This is a genomic window from Shewanella canadensis (assembly GCF_003966225.1).
Lineage (GTDB): Bacteria > Pseudomonadota > Gammaproteobacteria > Enterobacterales > Shewanellaceae > Shewanella > Shewanella canadensis.
On record NZ_RXNU01000026.1, the window covers coordinates 1 to 25596 of the forward strand.

Genomic DNA, 25596 nt, shown 5'->3' on the forward strand with positions numbered 1-25596 from the left:
ATCCGATCATGTATTCCGGAGTTATGCCTAAAATGACCGGATTATCGCGGAATGTGTGATCGGATTAAACCGAAACAGGTGATCGGTTTATCCCGGAATCGGTGATCGGATTACTCCGAAACATGCAGCATGAGAACCCTTTATACATCTCACAAATGTTAGGGCACAGCGATACACGATTACTGTTTGAAGTCTACGCCCCTTATGTGGCTAACGCATCACGGCTTGACGGCAGCGCTTTTGATGCGTTAATGAAGGAGCAAGGGCTAGCGTAATACTCAAAAAAAATGGAAGCCACAGAAGATTTGTTGTCTTCACTGTGCTTCCATTTCATTTTGAGCAATTTATATTACGATTTAAGCGCGTACTGCTGTTGCTATATGCTCTGCTTGGGCTTGCGACATTTCAACATCGGTAGATTCGACCATGACACGGATAAGCGGTTCGGTTCCCGATTTACGTAGCAGCACACGGCCGTTATCGCCTAATACTGCTTCAGCTTCAATTACGGCTTGTTTAACGGCGTCAGAAGCTAGAATTTCATCAGCGTTGTTAGCGGTTAAACGTACATTGAGTAATACCTGCGGTAATTTGTTCATACCCGACACAATCTCGGCCAATGATTGCTCAGATTGTAATACCGCCTGTAATACTAATAACGACGCCACGACACCATCGCCAGTAGAGGCATGGTCAAGATGTAAAATATGCCCAGAGCCTTCGCCACCCATGCGCCATCCCGTCGCTTTTAATTGTTCAACCACATAACGGTCGCCCACTTTGGCTCGTTTAAACGGAATTTCCATTTCTTTTAACGCAATCTCAAGGCCGAGGTTAGACATTAACGTCCCGACGACACCGCCTGTCATCGTGCCTTGCTGTTTGGCAGACTTTGCCAAAATATACAAAATTTGGTCGCCGTCCACTACGTGACCATTGTGATCAACAAACATCACACGGTCAGCATCACCATCCAGGGCAATACCTAAATCAGCCTCGTGTACCATGACAGCAGTTTGTAAGCTGTCTAAGCTGGTTGCGCCGCATTCTGCATTAATGTTGAGCCCATCAGGCTTGTCATTAATACTAATGACCTCTGCGCCCAATTCCCTGTAAACATTGGGTGCGATATGATAGGCAGCGCCGTTAGCACTATCGACAACTATTTTTAGGCCAGCTAGTGTTAGGCCGTTAGCAAAAACGCCTTTGCAAAACTCAATGTAACGTCCGGCTGCATCGTTAATTCGCCTAACTTTCCCCAAATCTTCAGATGCAACACACTGCATCGCATTATCATTAAGTGCTTGCTCTAATAGTGCTTCAATTTCATGTTCTTGCTCATCATTAAGCTTAGTACCCGAATTAGAAAAAAACTTAATATCATTGTCGTAATAGGGGTTATGTGAGGCACTAATCACGACACCAGCATCGGCACGGAAAGTTGATGCCAGGTAGGCCACTGCGGGGGTTGGCATTGGCCCCACTAGGGCAACATTAATACCTGCTGCAGATAGGCCGGCTTGAATGGCCGACTCGAGCATATAGCCGCTAATACGCGTATCTTTACCGATCAACACTTCCTTTGTACCACTGGAAGCTAACACTTTGCCCGCAGCCCAACCTAACTTCATTGCAAAACTAGGCGTAATTGGAAACTCACCCACTTTCCCGCGAACACCATCGGTACCAAAATATTGACGAGACATATTCATCCTTAAAAAACGACTGAGAATTTATAAATAAATAATATATAAAACCAAATCGAAAATAATTTGACTTTATAAAAAATCACCACTTAAAGTTAACCCGGCTCCAAAAGTGCCATAACCTGCTTCTTAAAAATAGCGCCAAGCTTGTTATTTTTCGGGCCATATTCAACAAAAGCACTCATGTAGCCGAGCTTGTCGCCGCAATAGTTCGACTTACCAGTCATATGAAACGCTTCTACTGACTCAGACTCTATTAGCATATCTATCGCATCGTTATGCTGTATCTCATCTTCCGCTCCCAAAGGTGTTTTTTCTAACAAATCCCATATATTCTCGGACTAGACATATCGGCCAACAGCAGAAAGATTTGAAGGAGCCTCTCAACTTTGGGCTTTCGACCATTTTAGATATCGCAGTAGACAAGTAAGCACATAATCCAACACCATCGCAATCAGCAATACCATACTTATCTAAATCTTTTATTGGTACCGAACTTGCACTTCTGAAATTAGCCTGTGAAAAAATGGGGATCAAACATATCCTTTAGTATGCTTTGGGTTGTACGCACATTCAGATGATATTGACCAGCTAACACCGCAAGATAACTCTGTAATCTTGGCCCCATCTGTCCAGTGGGAACCGTATCCAGAAGTTTGCTTTTTGATGAGACTCCACAGCATTGGCTGAGGCCATGGAAGAGTTGATATTAGGTGATATGGGTTTGCGGTTTTGGTAGCTCAAATACTTGATGTAGATAGCTTGGAAATACATTCGGTTTAACCCGCCGCCACACTGCGAACAATGTCAGTGCGGGAAACAGGCAACCGAAACATCGGTTGGTTTTTATGGTGTTAAAGGCCGTAGCTTCCCCTCGAGGACTGGCTCAACGCCAACCATATATCGGCTTCGAGGAGTTTGAGCTTATATCGCTCCACCCTCGCTGCAGATATATTGCTGAGGGAGATTTCAATGAGTTCTTAGAGCTTGTCGTTCATTGGTCTTCATAGTCACGAAGCTCGTCCCATAGCCCTCGGATGAGCAAATTGGCTTCGCTGATACCTGAAAGCGGCTCTTGTGTAAATAGTTTCTTTTTCATGGCCACCTGTTTGAGCGCTAAAAAGGATCGTCCAATAGCTAACTACGAGTTGTTTGTCGGTCATCTAACGTTCATGTCAATTTTGGACTGGTGAAAGGTTACTAAAGATGCTTAATTAACAACTATCAATAACTACTAATGCTGTAAACTACTAAAGAAACTCAACCACTACGTTATCCAAACATGCTCAGACATTAACTAATGCAGAGTTAACAATCTTGTTCGCCTGTTACTCAACCCTCATATTTCCGGAAATTAATACTCACCAAACATGTGTCCAACCACACAAAAACCTAACTAGCGCCCCATTCCAAATAAGACAACTTTAACAGTAATAAATAAAACTTTAATATCAAGCCACATACTATGATGCTTAATATAATAAATATCGTATTTATGTTTCCACACAGCATCATCGACAGATGCCCCATAGGGATAACTTACTTGTGCCAAACCCGTTACTCCCGGTTTTACAGCATGCCTAAATCGGTAATAGGGAATTTCTCTTTCTAAGTCAGTAATAAATACCTCCCTTTCAGGCCTAGGTCCAACTATAGACATTTCACCTTTCAAGATATTAATCACTTGAGGTAATTCATCAACCCGAGTTTTCCGGATAAAATTACCAACACGAGTAACTCGAGCATCGTTCTTTGTCGCCCACTGAGCCCCACCATGTTCCGCGTCAGTACTCATTGAACGAAACTTAATAACTTCGAACTCAACATTGTACTGACCTGTACGCTTCTGTCGGTAAAAAATAGGACCCCGGCTTTCCAACTTAATAGCTAAAGCGGCAATTAGACCTATAGGTAAAGTAAAAAAAAGAAGCAGTAAAGCTGATGCTATATCAATAACTCTCTTCGCTAATTGAGTCCGCTTAGTCGATAAAATAGAAAAAGCTTTCTGATGCAAAAAGTATCCACTGTGAAGCAAGCGAACTTCTGTGTAACGAAGTCGCGAATCCAAATAGCTCACCAAAGGTTCTACCCAAGCCCCCAACTCTGTAGCCTTAACAAGGAATTGCCGTTGTTCAGCCTCTAAACTAGCACTTTCAAAATGACAAATTATCTTTCCGTGTAAGTCGCAAAGACTGTAGTCGTTGATGACTATATCAAAGCTATAATCCTCAATAATCCTGCCAATTTCCAACTCTCTATGAATTGGACAGTACACGTAGATAACATCCTGATTTAGGACCTGTTTCTTCGATTTAAACCGCTGAGCGCTTCCAATAAAGTGAACTTCTGGAGTAAATTCTTTTGTACTATGCTTTTCAACGTTAATCATTATTTTGTTTCGCTATAGTTTAAAACCACTAAAAATCACTTATGTGCTCTAATTATAAATAAGACCAAATTTCTAGTCATTAAAATCGATTGCTTCAGATGTAAAAATGAAAACAATTACTCATTCAACATGCTCACATTGAAACAGAAATTATTAAAAACATCATTTAGCAACTACAAATTAAAGACTTACAGCAACCCACCAGAAAACAACTTGTTGAAAAGCTTAATAAAAACCAAATAAAAAGGAGCTTTCTTACCGTTACGTTTCCAGGCATCTAAAACTTCTTTGTTGCCTAGGTAGATGCTTTTTACTCCTGCAGTGCTCTCACCACCCAATCTCATAGCGACTAAATCTTGATCAATAACTGAATGTTTGTACTTATTGACAAACAAAGCTCTCAACAAAAATTCATAGTCGGCCGAAATTTTGTAACTAGGGCAGTAAAGCCCAATTGAATCATAAACCTCTTTTTTAACATAGGTTGACGGGTGAGGCGGCTGCCAGCCTAACCCCCATTTTGCCCGATTGCTTAGTGGACTACAACGATAACGCCTCGCCTTTTTAGAGAAATCTGTATCGAAGTAATACAGGTGTCCAGAGACTATGTCAGCCAAACTTCGTTCGAATTCTTGTTTCACTGAAGATAAAACAAACTCATCAACATAAATATCATCAGCATTAATAATAGCTATATATTTTCCAGAAGCTAACGAAATAGCCTTATTCATCGCATCATAAAGACCATTATCTTTCTCAGAAATAAATTTCACTCTAGGATCTGTAACATTATTTAGTAGCTCAACGGTATCGTCCGTTGAACAGCCATCCATAATGATATATTCGAAGCATATATCTGTTTGTTGTAGGACTGATTCTATCGTTTCGCTAATAGTAGAAGCCGCATTATAGCAAACTGTGATAACACTAAAGTCAACATTGTCAGTTTTCATTAGTGACCTCTAATACCGCTGGAAGCTTCTAAATATTCAGTTGTTTGAATAATTTTACTCAATACGCGCTCAACAATTTCTTTTGCCAATTCAAAAGAAGCAGCTTCTACATAACACCTTAACTCTGGAGCGTTACCAGAAGGCCGTAAATGAACAATAGTATTATTTGATAGGACCATTCTCAAACCATCAGTTTCATCTGTTTCGACCACAGAAACATTAGAAAAACCTAACGAACGAAGCATTAATTCAGGGCTGTTTTTTCCTTCATCTATTACTAACTTGCTTTTAGAACGTTCAAAATTCTTTATACGATCGCTATGAGTGTACCGTAAAGGTAGTGCATTCACCTGTTGAGATATTTTTACTGTTTTACTCTTTGCAAGTAAAATAAAAGCGGGTAAAAGTGCATCTCTTGTCGGCAATGCCTTCAATACTTCTCCATTTAATTCAACATCGCAGCCTAATAAGAAACCACCGTTTGCTTCAAAGCCAGCTACAGTTCGATAATTGCTACTTAAGTTTTCAAATTCGGCAATAACATAAGGACTACCAATTTTAGTTCGTTGAATGTGCTTAAAATAACCGGATAATTCAATCGATGTATTGCAACTAACAGGAACGGCAAGAGCCTCAATATTCAACTCTTTACTGCAAAGCAAACCTAATATATCACCTCTCAACCAATTACCGTTTTCATCAGAAACTAATGGTCTATCTCCATCTCCATCTGTCGAGAAAATCGCATCAAAATTATATTTTCTTGACCAATCTAATGCTTTCTGTACATCTAGCGGCGAGACAGCTTCTGTATCGATAGGGACGAATTCGTCGCTTCTTTCCAGGCATGTCACTTTCGCACCTAGACCTCTAAACAGATTTGGGTAGAGATCTCTTCCGGCACTTGAATGTTCATATATACCAATATGAAGGCCTTCAAGTGAACTTGAAGAAAAAAGTGAACTATAACGCTCACAATAATATGAAGCAGCGGCTTCATTGATAACAAGATTAGGCAAACTAACGACAGGTTGGAAATTGGTCTCATTGTCCAAAATCAAAAATTCGTCTTGTTTTGAAATCTCACCATCAGGTCGATAAAACTTTAATCCGTTTCGGTCAAAAGGAATGTGGCTACCTGTCACCATAATTGCTGGTACATCCTCTTGCATACTTGTGTATGCAAGCGCGGGAGTGGGAATAACTCCATAGTAGGTAGTTGCGATGCCAATTTGATTTAATGCTGATGCACAAGACTGAGCCATTGCATAGCTACTAGGACGATTGTCAACCGCTATAGCGATTTCAGAAAATACAAAGCTCCGTTGCATTACTCGAGCAAAAGCAACTGCGAACGCACCACACACATTTGGGGTGAATTGCGAAACCAAACCTCTTGCGCCGCTAGTACCAAAAGAAACACCAGACTCAGATAAAACTATTTTAGAACTTATCACTTTTTACTTCCCTTCGATTCGCCCATATCGGTCTTCAAAACGAACAATATCGTCCTCCCCTAGATAAGAACCTGATTGCACCTCTATTAACTCTAGTGGCACCTTACCTGGGTTTTCTAAGGCATGAACAACACCAACGGGAATATAGGTTGATTGGTTTTCGGTAAGTAGAATGTCATTATCACCGTTGGTAACCTTGGCAGTTCCAGAGACTACGATCCAATGCTCCGCTCTATGATGATGCATTTGAATCGATAGTTTTTCGCCCGGTTTTACGGTAATGCGCTTAACCTGAAAACGCTCTCCATTATCAATGGAGTCATATTTCCCCCAAGGACGATAGACTTCACGATGATGTTGCCATTCACTGCGTTCTTCTGCTTTTAGCTGTTCTACAATGTTTTTGACTTGCTGCACATCAGACTGTTTGGCAACCAAAATGGCATCCTTAGTTTCAACTACTATTGCATCATCTAAACCAATCGTTGTGACTAACTTTTCTGTAGCATTAACGTATGTATTGCGCGTATCTATATTGATAACATCACCACGACAAACATTGCCATACTCATCTTTGTCAGAGACTTCCCATAAGGCTGACCAGCTCCCAACATCGCTCCAGCCACAATCCATTGGTACAACCACGGCTTGAGCGGTTTTTTCCATCAAAGCATAATCAACAGAATCATCAGGACAGGCTTCAAATGCCGCTTTATTGAGACGAATAAAATCTAAATCAGCTTGCGTGTCTGCCATTGCCTGTTCGCAAGCACTGAACATCTGTGGTCGATGGACTTTAAGTTCGGCCAAGTAAGTACTTGCTTTGAACAAGAACATCCCACTGTTCCAGTAATATTCACCTGATACTAAATATTCATTGGCTGTGGCTAGATTAGGTTTTTCAACAAATTGTGCAACCGTAAATCCAGTTTGTCCTTCTTGAGCATCACCGCGTTTAATGTAGCCGTAACCAGTTTCTGGTGCTGTTGGCACAATACCAAAAGTCACCAATTTATTGGCGTTAGCAAACGGAATAGCCTGCTCGATTGATGCGCAAAATGCAGCTTCATCTTTAATGACATGGTCAGCAGCTAAGACAAGCAATAGTGGGTCATCACCATTTTTTAATGCTTGAATAGCTGCTAGCGCAATAGCAGGTGCAGTGTTACGACCAACAGGCTCAAGAATAATACCACTAGTTTGAATTGCATCAGCACGGAGTTGCTCGGCAACAGAAAAACGGTGTTCTTCATTACAAATAACCAACGCAGGTAAATGTTCAATCCCATTTAAGCGCTTAGCTGTAGTTTGTAGCATCGAGTTATCACCCAACAAGGTCAGGAATTGCTTAGGAAGCTGTTGACGTGAAAGAGGCCATAAACGAGAGCCAGAGCCGCCAGCCATAATTACAGGTAAAATCATTGTTTCTCCTTTTTAAATGTGTAAAAGTTTTTCTTATCAAAATACCACTTGCTATGTGCGTGTACCTTTTTATCGGTAAGTAAAGTGGGGATATCGAACCATTGGTAACCACCATGTTGCACATCAAGTGGTAAGTTATCTAACTGACAATCAAGCTGTAAAAGGAGCGCGATGGCGACATAATGTGTTGTAACATCATCACCAAAAACATAATCGTTATAAAAATGGTCAAAGGGGCCGAGCAATGACGCCTGCTCAATAGTAAATTGGTGTCCGAGTTCAGCTAGCGTTAAGCGCTTAAAAGCATCCGCTAAACCTTCATTCTTTAAAATCCGGCCACCTGGCACAAACCAATAATCTTTAGCAGGCCGATTTAAGCGCTTACCCAGTAAGGCCTGCCCATTAGCATTAGTCACCACCAAATCAATGGATACAAGTGGTGTACTTGCTATTACGGTTGAAAATGTGAGTTTATCGAGAAACATCAGCACTCTACTTTCTAAAGTTGTCTTGATTCGCTAGAAACCACTCGTAAGTAGCCTTTAGTCCTTTCTCTAATTCAATTGTCGCATTCCAACCTAAAGCGCTTAAACGAGAGACATTCATAAGTTTGCGAGGTGCACCGTCGGGTTTGGAGGAATCAAAAGCAATGTAACCTTCGTAACCAACCACCTTAGCCACTGTCTGAACTAGTTCGCTAATGGTGCAATCTAAACCCGTGCCTACATTTATATGACTTAGCATAGGCTCAGTGTTCGCTTCATAGGTTGCCTGATCAAGGTTCATAACATAGATAGAGGCTGCGGCCATATCATCAACATGTAAAAATTCACGCTTTGGCTTGCCTGATCCCCACGCTACGACTTGGGAATCACCATTTAGCTTAGCTTCATGGAATCTGCGCAATAAGGCAGGGACAACATGCGAGTTTGCTGGATGGAAGTTGTCATTCTCGCCATACAAGTTCGTTGGCATCACCGAGCGATAATTACGGCCATATTGTCGATTATAAGACTCACACATTTTAATGCCTGCAATCTTGGCAATAGCATATGGCTCATTCGTTGGTTCGAGTGTACCAGTCAGCAGTGCATCCTCAGTCATTGGCTGCTCAGCAAATTTGGGATAAATACAAGATGAACCTAAAAAAAGTAGATCCTGGACTCCCGCTTCATGAGCACTGTGGATGATATTATTTTGAATGGTAAGATTTTCATAAATGAATTCTGCAGGGTACGTATTATTAGCAACAATCCCCCCTACTTTTGCAGCTGCAAGGTAAATTTGGTCAATCTTTTCAGCGATAAAAAAATCACGTACAGCCCGTTGATCAAGTAAGTCAAGTTCAGCTCGTTGGCGTTTGACAACTATCACATCGCCACGTTGCTCCAATTGACGAGCAATTGCTGAGCCAACCATACCTCTGTGACCCGCAACAAATATTTTTTTCATTTCAGAACCCATCAAACTGTAAAAACAGAAAAGCTGAAAGCAGAACTCTTTCGGCCTAAATCTAATATGGACAAATTACTCAACGGATACACTAATGTTATACCCATGACTTTTCAAAATAGCATGTTGTTTTGCTTTGCCTAAATCATTTTGGACCATTTCAGCACACATTTGCTCCACAGTAATTTCTGGTATCCAGCCCAGTTTAGCTTTAGCTTTAGATGGATCGCCTAACAACGTTTCGACTTCTGCTGGTCGGAAATAACGAGGGTCAACCTTAACGATAACATCACCGACTTTTGATGCAGGAGCATTATCACCTTCAATAGCGGTTATTGTAGCAATTTCATTCATCCCGTCACCACTGAACTCGAGGGTTATCCCTAGCTCTAACGCTGACATACGAACAAACTCACGAACAGAAATTTGTTTACCTGTTGCAATAACAAAATCATCTGCCACGTCTTGCTGAAGCATCATCCACTGCATACGGACGTAATCTTTTGCATGACCCCAATCACGGAGCGCATCCATGTTACCAAGGTACAAACACTTTTCTAAGCCCTGAGAGATATTGGCTAAGGCACGAGTAATTTTACGAGTTACAAAAGTTTCACCACGGCGAGGTGACTCATGGTTGAATAAAATACCGTTACACGCATACATGCCATAAGATTCGCGGTAATTAACCACTATCCAGTAAGCATACATTTTAGCTACGGCATAAGGTGAGCGAGGATGAAAAGGTGTGGTTTCCTTTTGAGGGATTTCCTGTACTTCACCGTATAACTCCGAAGTAGACGCTTGGTAGAATTTGGTTTTCTTTTCCATGCCTAAAAAGCGTATAGCTTCTAACAAGCGCAACGTACCAATAGCATCAACGTCAGCGGTGTATTCTGGCGCTTCAAAGGAAACCGCAACATGAGATTGTGCACCAAGATTATAGACTTCATCAGGTTGAACTTCTTTTAAAATACGAGTTAAGTTCGACGTGTCAGTTAAATCGCCATAGTGTAAGAAAAATTTTGGATTCGATTCATGACGATCTTGATAAATATGATCTACGCGTTGCGTATTAAAAGATGATGCTCGACGCTTAATACCGTGAACCTCATAACCCTTACCTAATAGAAGCTCTGCTAAATATGAACCATCTTGACCAGTAACACCTGTAATTAAAGCTTTCTTCATTTTTACTCCAAATTTTAATTAAATACTTTTAAAAATACTCTTTTAACGATTGCTTCCCAAGAATAAACCTCAGACAAGTGTTTACGTCTTGAACGCAAATCTTCATCACCTAAAAGTAACTCAGGGATTGAATTCAAACTATCAACATTCAGATCGCTAAAATCCTCTACATACAAATAACCAGATTTATCCAAACCTAATCCTGCAAGCTCATCTGATAAAGAAGACTGAGATAAGATTAAGTCTCCATCATAATACATTTGAATAAATTTCAACTTGAAACCAGACAAAAATCTATCCTCTATCAAACCAAAACAACGGTGAGTGTTTTTGTTTACAGAACAGTTTACATCTGAAACACCATTATTAATGAAATTATTTAAAATCACTGAATTTGGAATTAATGATGCTCGTTTAGGTAACCAAAGGGAACTTCCACACCGTCTAAAATGCTTTGTTGATAAAGATTTCATCTTTTGACTATTTGATATATAAACCCCTGGCGGTTCACATATAAATTTACGGTTGTACTTTTCTTCTGCTATACGCTTCTCACGATGACTCAATAACAAAACATGTTCAGATAAATCAAAAGCCCGCCGAAAAATACTTTCGGATGCGAATCGATATAAAAATTCTATATGGGGCTTACTTTTGAATTCAAAACTGCAGAATAAATTATGAACAATAAATAAATTAGGCTTTAAATAGTCACAAAGAGAACTCAAAGACTCATGAGACACTATGACAAAAGTGTCTTTTGCCTTAATTATATAATCATTCGAAAAACCAATTGGTGTTCGACTCCATACAGGAAATAAACTACCTAAAGATCTTTTAACATGAACGGGATAAACATTTACCTCGTAGCCAATATTTTTTAAAGAAACCACAAAGTTTTTATCGTATATAGCCTGTCCCTCATCTACACCATCAAATGGAAGACAAAAATAACTAATAACAATTTTATTTTTCAAGAATATCTCCACCATATAACAATTTAATAAATTCTGACTTATTTCGTTTTTTCAAGAAATCGATTCTTGATATCAAACTATATTGATAAAAAACATCATCAAGCAGGACATTAATAGTTTTGTTAATATTAGCTGCCGAAGATTCCTTTACGAATACATTTATTCCCAACTCAATAGCAAAATCACTTAAAACACCTTCAGAAATAAATAGTACTTTTTTATTATAAGCGACAGCGTTTATAAACATACCTGAAGATCCGAGATGATTGTCATAAACACAAGAAACAACATCTGAATTTTCGATATATTTTGCTAACACCTCGTCTGTTACACGTTGATTCTCCTGAAAAACTTTTAAGTTAGTCGTTAATAAATATGAATCCAACATTTCAGAGACGTCAACAGATTGTTCACCCACTAAAAAAACATGTATATCTTCAAAATTTGAGTCGCATAAAAGCTGTTCAAGAGCAACCAGTATCTTATCAATGCACTTTCTTGAATCTAAATACCCGGCAATTAAAACCTTAGGTATAGTAAGGGCTCTAGTCGTAACGTCGAAATCATATGGAATCAAGATAGGATCTGGCAAATATAAAAACTTCGATCTTAATGAAGGAATAATTATACGTTCAGGCTTCTCTAAATAAAACAACCTGATATTGAGAGCAGAAAGCAAATATATGGAAAGCTTACTTAAACAGACTTTAAAAAAACCAGAATTGATATTAAAGCCGTAATAAAAGATAGAGCTAACATTGACATTTTTAAAAAAAGCCGTCAATAGAGATTGAATAATATGCTTTTCACCATGCAAAAAGCATAAGTTTATTTTGTTACCATTGGTTGATGACAAAATTAATTTTATCAAAGCCAAGAAACTTTTAAAGTCAGACGTTAAGATAATATGTCCTTCATAATCAGACCTTTGTTTGAACATTTCAACATAGTTCAAAAAGTGACCATTTAGGTTTGGTACAACAAAATACATTTAAACTCCAAAATATACATTGTAATTATGAGAAAAACTTGGATTACACTCTCGGCGTCTAATAAACTTTGCAGGGACTCCACCATAAACACAGTTTCTTGGTACGCTTTTTGTCACGACACTGCCAGGCAAAATAACTGCATTGTCATCGATAATAACTCCTGGCATAATTAATACATAAGGAAAAACTACAACTCCATCACCAAGTGTTATTTTTGACCCGACGCTTTTAAAAAAGTCATCATCTAAATCATGCCCCAAACTAAACAACTTTGAGCCTCTCCCAATCATACAATTTTTACCTATTTCAACATGACAGCGAGAATCTATTAAAGATCCAGCATTGATTGTCGTTCCTTCCCCAATTTTCATACGAGTAGGTAAAATAAACCTTACAGCTGAATGTATCGTGATATTTTTTTCAACCTCAGAGTTGAACATTCTTAAAATAAAATTTGAAAATCTAAAAGATGGACTTAAAGACATCATAAAACTGACCAAAACACCAGGTAGACAATAAAAACGTTTTTTCAAATTACACTCCTAATATTGTTTGATATGGTAAATAAGAACCATTTTCTAGACTTGACTTTAACATCAAACTATAACTATAAAGAAAAAGCATAACAAGATAAAAAAACCAATGCCCAACTTTTAACTTGAAGAAAAAACGGGACCAAGTTAAAAAGCAAAATGGGATGTAAAAATACCAACATAACCGAGCTAAAGCCGAGTCAAAGTTTAAAAGAATGATATTCAATATAATACCGACTAGAATCAAATAATAGTGTTCTAAATTATCACTTTTATTCAGTGATATTATGAAAAGCAAAAAAACAGATAAAACTGAAAGCAAGCCATAACTGGATCCTGAATTATAAAAGCTCAATGTAGGGAAAAAAGGTATAAATAATGAAAATATTGAATCAAAATAAACTGCCAGAATAACGAGAGACGTTAAAATACATAGTTTAACGAGTCTATTTCCAAACCACAAAACAATAATCATCAAAAGAAATACTATAGCAGAAGAATGAAATCCAACCGCTACCATTAGAACTAAGAAGGCCTTAATGTCTCGTCTTAAATATAATAGATATCCTAAAATACAAAATGACAAAGCAACCTCTTGCCTAATTACTGAAAAAGATTCAATAAAGAAAAAAGGAAGTGAAATATAACAAACTATAAACGAAAGTTTACGCTCCAAATAAAACACTAACAACAAAGGAAGAATTGTAAGAAATGCATATATAAGGAAAACATAATTTACACTACCAAGAAACCTTGAAATATCAAAAATTAAAGAAGATAAATATTCAAAGTTATCATATCCATATTTGAAAGCCTTAGAATAGGACATATAATCCCATCCAACATCATACCTCAGAGCTAAAATTAAAAAAATAGTCAACAACATGTAGAAGCCAACCAGCATTTTCAATGACGATCTGTGCGTATTATATAATAGTAAAAATAAAAACATAAATGGCATATAATAAACAAAAACTGTCACAAATTGATACCTATAGCAAAATTATTTAAAGGTCATAAGGGATTATCATTTCTGGATATCGTTCACCAGCTTGTATATATGTCCTATTAATATATATAGGTTTACCATATGCTAATAAACGTTCTATTTTAGTAAGCCAACCAGTTGTAGGAGTCTGATACACTATTATTCCAATAGAGTCCAAGATGATATTATCTAAATGTTCATCTTTTAAACTACCAATAACTTTTACTTTGTCTGTAGACAAATGAACATAATCATCACTACCAAATCCAGAAATACACAATTTTTGATTTTCTACAAAATTTAACTTATCAAAATTTTCAATCAATTTTAACATACTTTTTAGTGTCGGCGGATTATAAAAACTCCCGAACGCGACAAAATATTGACCATACTCATTTTGATATTCATTTGATGTTTTGACAGGTTTAAATTTTTCGCTTGAACAATACTCCAATAAACTTACATTGTCATTGAATACTCTCGATATTTGTGCATCAAATTCAGAAATAACAACTATATTTTTTGCAGATAACATCGATCTTTTAATAAACAAATAACATTGGGCATCATCACTTAGATTCTGATTCGAAACACAAAACTCAATATTGTGAGGATACAAACTGAACTCTACAGACAAATGACAAAGAATATCACCTATAAAAATTGTATAATTAGCTCCCTGCTCTAAAACGATAGAATCGAATGAAAGTTTGTCAACATCTAGCTTTAAAATATAAACATAGCAGATAGTATATTTTATTTTATTCTTAAAGACTAAACCTTTTGTCCTAAACAGCAAATGGAAAAAATGTAAAAATATAGAAAATGGATGAAGCAAGATTTCTTTCTTAAAGTTTATCTCGCCTACACAAATATTTTTAACACCATTACTTTTTATTAAAAAATTATATATCTGTTTACTTCTTAGAGTTCCACCATTAGGTTCACCATTAAAATCAAACGCTGGGAAATACAAAATTGACACTTTACATATCCTTCAATTATTCGTCCATGAGGACTTAGAAACTATATTTAATTGAATACCATTTTCCTTGCACAGATTTTTTACATGTGGAATCAATTTACTAACTGTTTCAGCCTCACCATCTATCATCGTAACCTGGTTAACCTTCAAACCAATACTATATTTGATAAATAGCGACAAGTTCCTATATAAATCGTGTACCTTTGAAGATATCGAATTTCTTAACAGCGCATTGGCAACATCAATCTTTAATTTTCTGAAAAAATTAGTGTTAATTTGATTGACGTTAGCTTCGTTTTTCTTACACTCCATATAGTGGGTATTAATGCCATTGTTATCAGCTATATCCCATCCAACTGTAGTTATCGTACTAGGTTTACAATTAATCAAGAATGGTAAGACACATTCATACATTATACCTGGGCCCCAGTTGACTACCGGCCCAAAAATGAATTGCTGTCTAAATATTTCACTGTTGAAATGTGAAACGACATTACCAGCCATAGAGTCAGATAGGGTATCAGATGACTTTACTGTATATACAAGATCACTATTAACAAATCCAAACCAACGTTTTTCATAGGCACCTAAACCAAAAATAACCTTAGGCTTATCTTTCTTATACTTATACTTATACTTAATCAAATTTACTTCATTTAAAACATGAACATCACAAAGTTCACCGACAAATTTTACACTTTGTTTTACACAAAAAACAACTGGTTTATTATCCTTTGGATATCCATCATACACAGCTTTCCAATTTTCCATCGATGGACCGCATGTTATTACTAAAACATCTTTACCTAAAATATCAGATCTTAACGAATCTAACAACTCCTGTTCTAGTTGACCAAATTTTCTCATCATAATTTTATTAACTTTATCTTCTTAACATAAAATGGGCTAAGCAGGTTTAATATGCCAATATTTCTTGTGCTAGGTAAAACTAAATATAAGACAACACCACTTAAAATTAGAGTAAACAATGTAGCTAACGCGGCACCTAGCGCCCCATAGGCTGGAATAAAAATAAAATTCAACAAAACATTAACAACCAAACCAAACAACGCCCTTACTGGGGCTAATGATTGTCTATCATAAAAAACGAGCAACATACCATTAAAAACTGCTATAAATGAAAACGGAATACTCATAGCCAAAATAAAAACCAAACTAGTAATATTTACATACTTCTCACCAAACATAATAGTTACTACATCCGCCCCAAAAAAAATAAAAAACAAAGATAAAAATAATGATGCATAAAATGTCATACAAATATAGCCTTTTAAAACATCAATATATTTACTTTTATTTCTTTTCAAACCAACTAAGAAAGGTAGGGCAGTAGCACATATAGCTGTTGGTATTACACTTAATGGTTCAACTAACTTCAACACGACACTATAATCAGCTAGTTGTTCAGCAGATGCCAAAGATGCCAACATTAACTGGTCTATTCTATTATAGGCAAACACTATAAGTCCCGACACAAAAAGAGGAAATGTTTTCTTTGTAAAATACAACCAGTTCCTAAACTTAAAAATAAATATACGTTGGGCTTTATCTTCTCTAAAAATGTAAAATAGCAATTGAAAAGCTAACATTTCAAATGCTAAAACAAGAAACATAACCTCTATCGATTCTATATATAAGATAACAAAAATCTTAGCAAAAAACGATAAAAGAGAAACAATGAATCTAAATATAAACACCTTACGCTGTTTATAATCGCATTCAACATCCCAAAGTGAAGTTTCAAAAATATTGAATAAGAAAACAAAAAAAGATGAAACAACATAAATATTTAGATAACTTAGGGAATCTAAATATAAAAACAGAAAACCACTAAAAACAAAGAATACAATTAATTTGTTCACAAAAAAAACAACTAAAAACCTACGTTTAAATGCCTCTCCATATAATGATTTATATTTAATGTATATAGATCTCGAGTTAAATGAAGACAAGCTCCACAAGTTGAATAAAAGCATTGAAACAATCGAATACATAGCAATGTCTTTCTTATCAAAAAACCTTGCAATCAAAATAAAAGGTATCAAACCAAATAGAATTTGAATACCCCTTTCAGAAAGAGCCCACAGAGTATTATTCACAATAAAAACTCAAATAATTACGGTAATAAAGTATGTTATTTTATATTATGAAATTCAGGCTAATTGCTATATAACACCTTTCATAACTTCAATCACACTATAACCTTATAAAATTTTATCTTGACATATTATTCAATTTGCAACCAAATAACAATCAAGGCTTAGCACTTCAAACAAGCCTATTAGTTTACACTTTTAATTTTATTTAAAACGCGATTAACGTCTGATGGTACGTCAACAGCAATACTAGCACTATCCACTTTGATCATTTTCACTGTTATATCATTTTCTAGAAAACGTAAAATCTCTATATCTTCAACTTCTTCGATATCTGTTTTCTTATCATTTTTAGCAAAAAACTCTAAATGCTCTCTTGAAAAAGCATAAATACAGACTTGCTTGTAACCAAATGTATAACCTCCATTTTTGGTTATAGGGATTGGGGAGCGACTCATATAAAGTAAATTACCAGTTTTGCTTGCCACGACTTTTGGAACATTAAAAGATCTAAACTCTTCTTCTAATGTAATTTCGCACATAGCATTAATAACAGTATTTGGCATTTCTTGGTATTTAGCTAGTACACTCAGAATATCGTTCGGTTCTATCAAAGGTTCATCACCTTGCACATTAATGATGAAATCGCAATCTAACTGATTATTGGCTTCAGCTAATCTATCTGTACCAGTCAAGCACTGAGATGAAGTCATTAACACCTGAGCACCAAACTGTAATGCCACAGAACGAATTTTTTCGCTATCTGTCGCAATATAAACTTTCTCTTGACCAACTGCTGCACAACAACGTTCCCAAACACGCTGAATCATAGATTTACCTAAGATATCGACTAAAGGTTTGCCTGGAAAGCGACTTGATTGATAGCGGGCGGGAATGACAACCGCATATTTCATATTATGACTATCCATTTTTCTAATTATCCATGAGTACTTGTTGAGGCCAGTGCTCGATGACCTCGAATTGATGTTCTTTAGAAAGTAATTGCATGCGCATCGGTACATTCGAATAGGGAACATAACAAATGAAATCAATATTGTTTTCTTGGCTTGCATCAAAGTCAGACACTGCATCACCTATCATTAAGGCTCTAGCATCCGGTTGGCTTTGTAAAATATTGCTTAGAAGCTGCGTTTTAAGTGTTGGAGAGCCAAAAACATCAACAAAATACTTATCTAGACCACGAGTTTTGAACACTGCGCGAAGTTCACTTTGTTCCGACCCACTAGCAACAAACTTTTTACCCGGTAAAGTTTGAATCAAGTTTAAGAATCCGGGAGTAAGACTGGCAGTTAAGTAAAGCTCTTTACATTGATTTGAAAAATCACTAAGTATTTTAGCTTCAATCTCTGCTTTTTGCTCGCTTCTAAGCTCAAGTATCTCATTAACAAAATGAGTTACATGATGAAAGCGAGACTTACCAAAGTTATTTGCGAAATATGTTACACATTCTGTAACTAACTCAGACTTAAAAGAAAGCGCTTCTAGCGCTTCCTTCATAGCCTGCACCTTAAGTGCATTTGAGTCTAAAATCACCCCATCACAATCAAAAATATAGAGGTTGTAATTAAAGATTTGGTGCATATATAGACTCTTGCTTAATAGGGTAGCTTGTTGGAGTAAGTGCTTTAATTGTTAAGTCAGGAGCAAACACTTTAAATTTTGATAGTAAGTCGAACATTTCAGTTTGACGAATATCACCACGTTCGTATCCATCAACACCCACGAGGGAAACACTTTCCGCTTGCGAGTGAACGGCTATAGCCAAAGCATAAGCAGCAGTTAAATCATAAGGCACACTACAACTTTTATCTGACACCATAAATTCATCAGATTCGACATTAAGGCCATAATCTACAAACTCATTGGAAACATTTTTCAGTTCTTCATCGGTAAATCGATGAGCAGGCATAATCAATGGACGATCTAAACTTTTATATACATCATGCTCAGATAAAAATTTACTATTATGAGATACACAGTAGTAATTCACAAACTCAGAAGCTAAAGTACTAACTGCATTAATAGCGAGAACGATAGGCTTACGTTCTTCTATATAGCTCTTGATTTCAGATAGGTAACGTTCAAGGCTAGGACCATTGCTAATAATTAATAACTCTCTACCTTTGAACTTTCCGAGTAATAAATCTGTGCCGGATATTTCTTTTGAAGAGGTATCAAACGAGATAGCAGAGTCCATTACATCACCATTATAGGAGGTCGTACCTTCTAGCTGACTCAGATAATTTATGGCCCCAACGATTTCCTCAGTTCCGTAATGTTTATTCGAAATTAGGTTTTGGATATACGTTGGATGCACGTCATTTTGTGCACCAAGGAAATAAAGTAAACTGCTTCCCCAGCCACTATCCTTTTGCATTTTCTCAAAATATCGAATAACTAACTCGTAGACAGCATTAGGTTGGTAAGCACTTGTTTCGCTGTTAACTACAGCAAGTAAACTTTCAGTCTGTGCGTTACCCGCTCCACGTCCCATGCCAGTTACAGTAACGTCAAGCCAAGTTACGCCTAAGGTTTTTGCTGTTATGGTATTATCTAAAGCTTTACCCATATTGTTATGAGTATGGATGCCAATATCACCTTGCCATTGCATGCGGATCGCTTTAACAATACGCGTAACTTCGTCTGCATCCATATTTCCTAGAGAATCAGCAAAATAAAGAGAATCAATACACTGCCACTCAGAGGCTAATTTAGCTTTTTCGGCTATTAGGGCGTCAGATTTTCCACCAGCTTGCATTAAGTTATAGCCAACAATATAACCCTTAGCCTTTAATGCTCTAACAATAGGTCCAGACTTTTCTACTTCATGAAAATGTGCTGCAACCCGAACTAGCTTTATAGGACTTAGATCTGCATCAACAAACAGTGCATCAACAGCTTGTTCAACGGACATATCTGCTTCAAGTATAGTCTTAGCATCAACCATCACACCATATGTAGGACCAACTGGAAGGTTCAGTCTTTTGAGAAATGCCTCTGTTGTATAAGCAAAAGGGCCGTCAAATCCTGACTTGGGAAAATTCCTTAATCCTAGTTCTACGTAGTCAATCTTTGCTTGAGCCATTGCATCTAAATACGCTGTCACAACATCGGGAGTAAAATCCCAATTGTTATAATAACCACCATCGCGTAATGTACAATCAAGAATACTAAAGCTTGGCATAAATTTTCCTTTGAATTTAATAAATCATTAGTTAAATGTGATGAACTACGTACTCAAACTTATAGTTCAAATAAGAGGAAACTGAAATTAGTACACGGACGTTGAGGAGAAAAACCTTCACCGTATCTAAAGAAAAATTAGATTACTTTAATTGTTAATGATAAAAAGTGACGAGTAAGACATATCGAAAATAGAAAATTAATTTGCAGATTTATATCTCAACAATGAATATCTACACAACTCAATCTCAGCCCTTCAAAAGCACCTGAGACACTTTTAATCCATTTTGAGACAGTCGAATCTTCGCTATCCCCTATAAAGCCTAGGTTTCGCTGTTTTTCAGTAAACAGTCCCAATAGGCTCTTTTCTTTTTTATTTTTTACTTCAATCTTCTTTTTTAACAAAATGTCTTATCAGAACAATCATCACAGCCAACATACCACCTAACATTGTGCCTAACACACATATCAGAGCTCGTTTAGGTCCTGCCTTTTCTTCCGATACTAGCGCTGGATCAATCGTCTTAAACACATACTCATCTCTAACTTCGGCAAACATGATTGTTTTAGCCTGCTCTTCGATAAGTTTGTAGAGTATTGAACGAATATCTGCAACATTTGTTTGTGCTATTTGTTTATTCAAAAAATCACTGCTTCTATAAGCTTCAGTAACATCGCGATCTTTCATCGCTTTATTAATATCTTCAACTAACCAAGTCACCCATCGCTGGGCAACGGCAGGCGATAAATGCTCTACGGATACCGTAACCATGCCTGTATCCTTTGCCGAGCTAACAGATATGACTTTAGTAAATACTTTAAAGGCTTCTTGCATCGAAGGTTCAGGCTTAAATGGTGCTTTAACTTCGCGAACCCAAGTCTTAGTGCTTAGGCTATACAATTCTTCATTGTACGTGATTGTGTTGTCGCCTATGTTCCATTTTTCAGCGGCCATCAAATCAGGAAGGATATTGTGTGTTTGAATAAACTGACTGGTAAATTGACGTGATTTCATCACCTCTATGGCCATTTGTGTCTTGTCGACCCCACCTCCACCACTAAGATTAATGCCCGCCATACTGGCGATGCCACCGAACTGAGATGCTAATGCACTCAAACCACCACCTTGCTCTTCTGAGGCAGGTGCTAAGAGTGCTTCAGATTTGTAGGTGTTAGGCTGCATGATGGCAAAAATGACTGAACCAATAGCGAAAACTGCTGTGATGGCGATGATTAGCCACTTGCCCTGCCAGATGACACCAAAGAGTTCGCGTAGATCGATTTCGTCGTCGCTCGTTGTTTGGGGGTTGACGAATTGGGCGTCGGGGTAGTTTTTAATTTCGGTGGACATTGAAATTCTTCTCTATATTCGGGTATTAGAATCTAGGACGCTTCGCGGCTAGAGCGCTTTGCTTCTAGATCGCTGCGCTGCTATAAGATCAAAAGATAACTGCAGAAACCTTCCAAGGTTTAGCTCCGTGTCTGCTAGAGCGCTACGCTGCTATACAAGCGGAAAGTCAAAGTCGCCAACCGCCAAGTTAAATTAATCAAATTTTGTAATCAGCGTTATCTTCTTTTATCTGTGATTCCTTGTTTTTAATTAGAGTGCCTAGGATTTTGGCTAATTCTTTGGCTTCTTTTACCATTTCCATTGAGGAATGTTTTTCTAGATAGCCAATTTCGATTCCGATGTATAACTGGGTTACCAATTCGCCTAGTGAACCTTTGGCGTAATACAAGAAACGTATTTTCTCTTTAGCAGTTTCTCGCTCCTCGCCCTCAGCTATGTTTGAAGGTACCGAAAGGCCTGAGCGCGTTATTTGATCTTTGAAGCCCCAGTTTTTAACGGACTCAGTCACTTTATAGATTTCGCAAGAAAGTCGGGAGGCCCTTTTCCAAACATCCAGTTTCTCAAATCGCATACGGACTCCTTGTCTATAAAGCAGAGCGCGACGCTTCTAGGACGTGACTTCGTCACGGCGAGAGCGGCACTGCGTGCCTGCTAGATTCTATACAGTCAAGAAATAAAAGCAGAGTAATATGCTGCTTTTATTTTTGCTTTTATAGTAGGACAAAGTCCGCTCTAGTAGCGTAGCGATCTAGCCGTGAGCTTGCGTACGTCCTAGCCTTCTTTTTAAAGATTAGCGACTGTGGCGAATGCGACTGCTGTGTTGTAGATGATGCTGGTGACTTGGGTCCATAGGGTGAGGTTATCTTTGTACTCGGTATCGAGCGGTACAATGATGGTGTCACCAGGGTTCAGACTGTCTTCGCTGCTGAACCAGATTGAGCGATTTGGTAGCATCACTGAACCATTAGCCTTGATGACATAAGTTCTATCAGCATCGGCGCGTTCTCTCTCGCCACCTGACATAGCGAGATACTGATCTAAGGTTAACCCCTCTTTGTATCTATGAGTCGCAGCGTGCTGGACTTCACCCATCACAGCAATGGTTTGCTTGGTCGATGGTACATAGAGGATATCTGAGTCTTCTAGTTGAAGATTTGCTTGCTCTATGCCAATAGATATTGCAGATAGGTCAACAACAAGACGCCCTACCGCTTTAATATTTTCGAGATCCGTTAGCATCATCTGAGCATCAGAGTAGTTAATGACGTTGCCATCTTTGGATACACCACGAGTTGCTATATCTCGGCGTAGCTGATCGGCAAGTTTTTTAATCTCTAACTGCTCTTGTTGACGCACCGATTCACGCACAAATACTGACGATGGTAAGTAGGCGTATTCGGTAAAGCCGCCGGCACGGTGGATCACATCTTTAAGTGTTTCACCGCGGCGAATGTTGTACATACCGGGGAACTTCACTTCACCACGAATTTCGACTGACTTATTTTCCTGCCAATCGGGTGTCGTCATTACGGTTAAAATATCACGGCCTTTTAGGGTGACATTAGCGCTCGCATCATCTTGAAGTGCTTTACTCAGTTCAATATTGCTATGGCTAATGCTCGAACCTTCAGCCGTTGCTACAGTGCTGGTCAACTCGGCACGTACTGCGTACGCCCCCTCTTGTAACCCACCACCGGCAATGACAAGATCATGTAATTTTGCACCAATCGATAAAGGGTAAATTCCGGGGTGACGTACCTTACCATTGATCGCTACAACGCTGACACTATGTCCAGCCTGTCCTTGGCTGATAAGTTTAGTGACCACAGGATAAAGCAGTTCACTTCTGCTCATCACACCACTGAGTTTAATCAGATCTTTATCGTCATACATGTTCGCCAACATCTTGTTGACTTCACCTTTTATCGCACTGCTATTATCATCTAAATTCTCTTTTCCTACGACAACACCACCAATTTCAGCACGTTGTTGTAGTCTGTTTCTGTTTAGTTGATCGAAACCGGATTTAAAAATGTCAGTACCAAGCAGTGAATCACCAGATAACGCCTTAACTTTGGCTAAACGTTGCTTAACGAGCTTATTGAGCTCGTATCTGTTTTGTGCGGCATCGTTGTAATTAAATAGTATGACTCTATCTCTGGCTTGCAAAAGTAAGTCTTGTGAAACAAGCTTATCGTTGATCGCCTTAGCAGGTTGGAATTGATAAACCTCAATATCGCCATATTGATTTATCTCTCTTACCACAACCCCATAGTCCAGATCTGCGCTCGAGGCTAAATCTCCCCAAAGCGAAGGAAGCAGATCACTGATTTTTTGTCCTTGATACCACTGGTATTTACCGGGCCTGACTACGGCACCTATAACGGTTACCACATCTTCAAACTGGTTCGAGGCGCTACGGACTTTGACCAGGTCACCGGCTTGAACTTTAGTTTTCTTACCACTTGATGTCGTTAAATTGACATTGGTAATACTTTTTAACCCTTTTTCATCGAAATGCTCAACACTACTGCTCAGTGGATAAGCACCCGGTTTCAGTCCGGCTGCCATGGCAATAACATCGCCCATGGTTTCATTGTTTTTAAGTTCATAAATCGCAGGACGGCGTACTTCGCCCGTGACACTGACAGAACCACCAATCGATGGGATGAAGACGACGTCACCAGAACGTAACCTGAGATCACCTGAAGCATCACCGCTCATCAGTAGATCATACAGATCCATGCTGCCAACCAGTTTGCCATTTCGCTTTAACTTAATGTTTCGAAGCGAGCCAATCTCATTAATACCGCCTGCAACGAACAAGGCTTGAGTGATAGTCGATAGACTTGAAACTGTGTATGAGCCAGGCTTATACGCATCACCGGCAACAAAAATTCGGATAGAGCGTAGCTCACCCATAGTAATGTTTGACTGAATACCGATCATTTGCTGGCTGATACGAGATGATAATGTCTCACGCAACTCAGCAAAAGTCAGACCGTTAACGGTAATAGGCCCTAACTCAGGAAATTGAATCACCCCTTCACGGTTAATGACAAGATCATACTCCTTGTTATCTTTGCCATAAAGCTGAACCTTAATATTGTCACCGGGACCGACTAGGTACTCACTTGGAACTGGGACATCTGTTACCGGTGCAAAAGTAGAAGGTGCGCCCTGGAACAGTTCATAACCAAAACGTTTTAATTCGTTTTTATTTGAATCTTGCTGAAAATCGAGAGAATTTTTCGCTTGAGCAGATTGATTGATAACGGTATTAGTACTAGATCTAGGTGCAACAACTTGTGGGTTTTCTATTTGTTGTTGGGCTGTAGAGCCACCTAACATAGAAGGGTCTATACCATATTGTTTCGCGAGTCTTTGTTGCTCGGATGCTGGTAGACTCTTAAATTGCTCTATCATCTGCGGAGACGGCATAGCTGCTTGGGCTTGCGTGCCCAGCAGAACTAAGGCGCTGATGCCTGCTATAATTATTTTTTTGGTTTTGTGTAACACCGGCGTTCTCCATTAAGAAAGAGGTTTTGAGCTAAAGCGAAACTGCGAGTTGCGAGCTACGAATTTTAAGTAATATGTAAAAAGTGAAGCGGAACGGTCTATGACCTACGGAACGCTTTGCTTACGGGAAACAGTAACAGCGACGTGTTGCGAGTTACGAGTTACGAGTCAAAAGCTAAGACGGACGGTCTTCGACCTACTGAACGCTTCGCTTACGGAATACGGATAATAGTTTAGAGCTAAGAGCAAATGCGACCGGTCTACGACCTACGGGACGTGACTTTGTCACTACGGGTGACGGAAACAAGTGACAAGCAAAAATCTACGTTTGCTGAATTTTAGACACGCTACCGCCCATAG

General features: G+C 38.2%; 22 protein-coding genes. All 22 read right to left on the minus strand.

The window, feature by feature from the left end; genetic code table 11:
- Positions 1-356 precede the first annotated feature (356 nt).
- Positions 357-1706, minus strand: coding sequence for a phosphoglucosamine mutase (glmM, locus tag EKG38_RS24070; protein WP_126523423.1), 1350 nt, complete (start codon positions 1704-1706; stop codon positions 357-359).
- A gap of 95 nt (positions 1707-1801) precedes the next feature.
- Positions 1802-2029: a glycosyltransferase family protein gene (locus tag EKG38_RS25495; protein WP_185826945.1), complete on the minus strand. Its 228-nt coding sequence runs from the start codon at positions 2027-2029 to the stop codon at positions 1802-1804.
- A gap of 1073 nt (positions 2030-3102) precedes the next feature.
- On the minus strand, positions 3103-4095 hold the full coding sequence (locus tag EKG38_RS24080) for a sugar transferase (protein ID WP_126523424.1): 993 nt from the start codon (positions 4093-4095) through the stop codon (positions 3103-3105).
- A 188-nt stretch (positions 4096-4283) separates the two neighbouring features.
- Positions 4284-5048 (minus strand): glycosyltransferase family 2 protein, encoded by a 765-nt coding sequence (locus tag EKG38_RS24085; protein WP_126523425.1) that lies wholly within the window; start codon positions 5046-5048, stop codon positions 4284-4286.
- The gene (locus tag EKG38_RS24090; protein ID WP_126523426.1) at positions 5048-6505 is read right to left on the minus strand and encodes a phosphomannomutase; all 1458 of its coding nucleotides are present in this window, start codon (positions 6503-6505) and stop codon (positions 5048-5050) included. Before EKG38_RS24090 ends, EKG38_RS24085 begins: the two co-directional genes overlap by 1 nt.
- Before the next feature lie 3 nt (positions 6506-6508).
- The gene (locus EKG38_RS24095) at positions 6509-7927 is read right to left on the minus strand and encodes a mannose-1-phosphate guanylyltransferase/mannose-6-phosphate isomerase (RefSeq protein WP_126523427.1); all 1419 of its coding nucleotides are present in this window, start codon (positions 7925-7927) and stop codon (positions 6509-6511) included.
- Complete coding sequence (locus EKG38_RS24100; RefSeq protein WP_126523428.1) at positions 7924-8412, minus strand: GDP-mannose mannosyl hydrolase; 489 nt, start codon at positions 8410-8412, stop codon at positions 7924-7926. Before EKG38_RS24100 ends, EKG38_RS24095 begins: the two co-directional genes overlap by 4 nt.
- Positions 8413-8419: 7 nt before the next feature.
- A complete protein-coding gene (gene fcl / locus EKG38_RS24105; RefSeq protein WP_126523429.1) occupies positions 8420-9379 on the minus strand; it encodes a GDP-L-fucose synthase in 960 nt (319 codons plus the stop codon).
- Positions 9380-9454: 75 nt separating this feature from the next.
- Positions 9455-10570 carry a GDP-mannose 4,6-dehydratase gene (gene gmd / locus EKG38_RS24110; RefSeq protein WP_126523430.1) on the minus strand — a complete coding sequence of 372 codons (1116 nt, stop codon included), beginning with the start codon at positions 10568-10570 and terminating at the stop codon, positions 9455-9457.
- A 14-nt stretch (positions 10571-10584) separates the two neighbouring features.
- A complete protein-coding gene (locus EKG38_RS24115) occupies positions 10585-11547 on the minus strand; it encodes a hypothetical protein (RefSeq protein ID WP_126523431.1) in 963 nt (320 codons plus the stop codon).
- Complete coding sequence (locus EKG38_RS24120; RefSeq protein ID WP_126523432.1) at positions 11537-12538, minus strand: glycosyltransferase family protein; 1002 nt, start codon at positions 12536-12538, stop codon at positions 11537-11539. The genes EKG38_RS24115 and EKG38_RS24120 overlap by 11 nt, the downstream gene beginning before the upstream one ends.
- Positions 12539-13072: an acyltransferase gene (locus EKG38_RS24125; protein ID WP_126523433.1), complete on the minus strand. Its 534-nt coding sequence runs from the start codon at positions 13070-13072 to the stop codon at positions 12539-12541.
- Position 13073: 1 nt separating this feature from the next.
- The gene (locus EKG38_RS24130) at positions 13074-14033 is read right to left on the minus strand and encodes an EpsG family protein (RefSeq protein WP_342775884.1); all 960 of its coding nucleotides are present in this window, start codon (positions 14031-14033) and stop codon (positions 13074-13076) included.
- Between the two features lie 46 nt (positions 14034-14079).
- Positions 14080-15045, minus strand: coding sequence for a hypothetical protein (locus tag EKG38_RS24135; RefSeq protein WP_126523435.1), 966 nt, complete (start codon positions 15043-15045; stop codon positions 14080-14082).
- A gap of 12 nt (positions 15046-15057) precedes the next feature.
- Positions 15058-15915 (minus strand): hypothetical protein, encoded by an 858-nt coding sequence (locus EKG38_RS24140; protein ID WP_126523436.1) that lies wholly within the window; start codon positions 15913-15915, stop codon positions 15058-15060.
- Positions 15912-17165, minus strand: coding sequence for an oligosaccharide flippase family protein (locus EKG38_RS24145; protein ID WP_126523437.1), 1254 nt, complete (start codon positions 17163-17165; stop codon positions 15912-15914). The genes EKG38_RS24140 and EKG38_RS24145 overlap by 4 nt, the downstream gene beginning before the upstream one ends.
- Positions 17166-17347: 182 nt before the next feature.
- Positions 17348-18091, minus strand: coding sequence for a 3-deoxy-manno-octulosonate cytidylyltransferase (kdsB, locus tag EKG38_RS24150; RefSeq protein WP_246033258.1), 744 nt, complete (start codon positions 18089-18091; stop codon positions 17348-17350).
- Between the two features lie 4 nt (positions 18092-18095).
- A complete protein-coding gene (locus EKG38_RS24155; protein WP_126523438.1) occupies positions 18096-18764 on the minus strand; it encodes an HAD family hydrolase in 669 nt (222 codons plus the stop codon).
- Complete coding sequence (locus EKG38_RS24160; RefSeq protein WP_126523439.1) at positions 18748-20367, minus strand: aldolase catalytic domain-containing protein; 1620 nt, start codon at positions 20365-20367, stop codon at positions 18748-18750. The genes EKG38_RS24155 and EKG38_RS24160 overlap by 17 nt, the downstream gene beginning before the upstream one ends.
- A 384-nt stretch (positions 20368-20751) precedes the next feature.
- Positions 20752-21717 carry a Wzz/FepE/Etk N-terminal domain-containing protein gene (locus EKG38_RS24165; RefSeq protein WP_126523440.1) on the minus strand — a complete coding sequence of 322 codons (966 nt, stop codon included), beginning with the start codon at positions 21715-21717 and terminating at the stop codon, positions 20752-20754.
- A 196-nt stretch (positions 21718-21913) separates the two neighbouring features.
- Complete coding sequence (locus EKG38_RS24170) at positions 21914-22288, minus strand: four helix bundle protein (RefSeq protein ID WP_126523441.1); 375 nt, start codon at positions 22286-22288, stop codon at positions 21914-21916.
- Between the two features lie 212 nt (positions 22289-22500).
- Entirely contained in the window at positions 22501-25236 is a 2736-nt protein-coding gene (locus tag EKG38_RS24175; protein WP_126523442.1) for an SLBB domain-containing protein, read from the minus strand.
- Positions 25237-25596 lie beyond the last annotated feature (360 nt).

What these genes read in the sequence shown, in the direction of transcription:
- glmM (WP_126523423.1), bottom strand. Translation starts at nt 1,706, where the DNA reads ATGTCTCGTCAATATTTTGGTACCGATGGTGTTCGCGGGAAAGTGGGT.
- EKG38_RS24080 (WP_126523424.1), bottom strand. Translation starts at nt 4,095, where the DNA reads ATGATTAACGTTGAAAAGCATAGTACAAAAGAATTTACTCCAGAAGTT.
- EKG38_RS24085 (WP_126523425.1), bottom strand. Translation starts at nt 5,048, where the DNA reads ATGAAAACTGACAATGTTGACTTTAGTGTTATCACAGTTTGCTATAAT.
- EKG38_RS24095 (WP_126523427.1), bottom strand. Translation starts at nt 7,927, where the DNA reads ATGATTTTACCTGTAATTATGGCTGGCGGCTCTGGCTCTCGTTTATGG.
- EKG38_RS24100 (WP_126523428.1), bottom strand. Translation starts at nt 8,412, where the DNA reads ATGTTTCTCGATAAACTCACATTTTCAACCGTAATAGCAAGTACACCA.
- fcl (WP_126523429.1), bottom strand. Translation starts at nt 9,379, where the DNA reads ATGAAAAAAATATTTGTTGCGGGTCACAGAGGTATGGTTGGCTCAGCA.
- gmd (WP_126523430.1), bottom strand. Translation starts at nt 10,570, where the DNA reads ATGAAGAAAGCTTTAATTACAGGTGTTACTGGTCAAGATGGTTCATAT.
- EKG38_RS24120 (WP_126523432.1), bottom strand. Translation starts at nt 12,538, where the DNA reads ATGTATTTTGTTGTACCAAACCTAAATGGTCACTTTTTGAACTATGTT.
- EKG38_RS24130 (WP_342775884.1), bottom strand. Translation starts at nt 14,033, where the DNA reads ATGCCATTTATGTTTTTATTTTTACTATTATATAATACGCACAGATCG.
- EKG38_RS24140 (WP_126523436.1), bottom strand. Translation starts at nt 15,915, where the DNA reads ATGATGAGAAAATTTGGTCAACTAGAACAGGAGTTGTTAGATTCGTTA.
- kdsB (WP_246033258.1), bottom strand. Translation starts at nt 18,091, where the DNA reads ATGGATAGTCATAATATGAAATATGCGGTTGTCATTCCCGCCCGCTAT.
- EKG38_RS24155 (WP_126523438.1), bottom strand. Translation starts at nt 18,764, where the DNA reads ATGCACCAAATCTTTAATTACAACCTCTATATTTTTGATTGTGATGGG.
- EKG38_RS24160 (WP_126523439.1), bottom strand. Translation starts at nt 20,367, where the DNA reads ATGCCAAGCTTTAGTATTCTTGATTGTACATTACGCGATGGTGGTTAT.
- EKG38_RS24165 (WP_126523440.1), bottom strand. Translation starts at nt 21,717, where the DNA reads ATGTCCACCGAAATTAAAAACTACCCCGACGCCCAATTCGTCAACCCC.
- EKG38_RS24170 (WP_126523441.1), bottom strand. Translation starts at nt 22,288, where the DNA reads ATGCGATTTGAGAAACTGGATGTTTGGAAAAGGGCCTCCCGACTTTCT.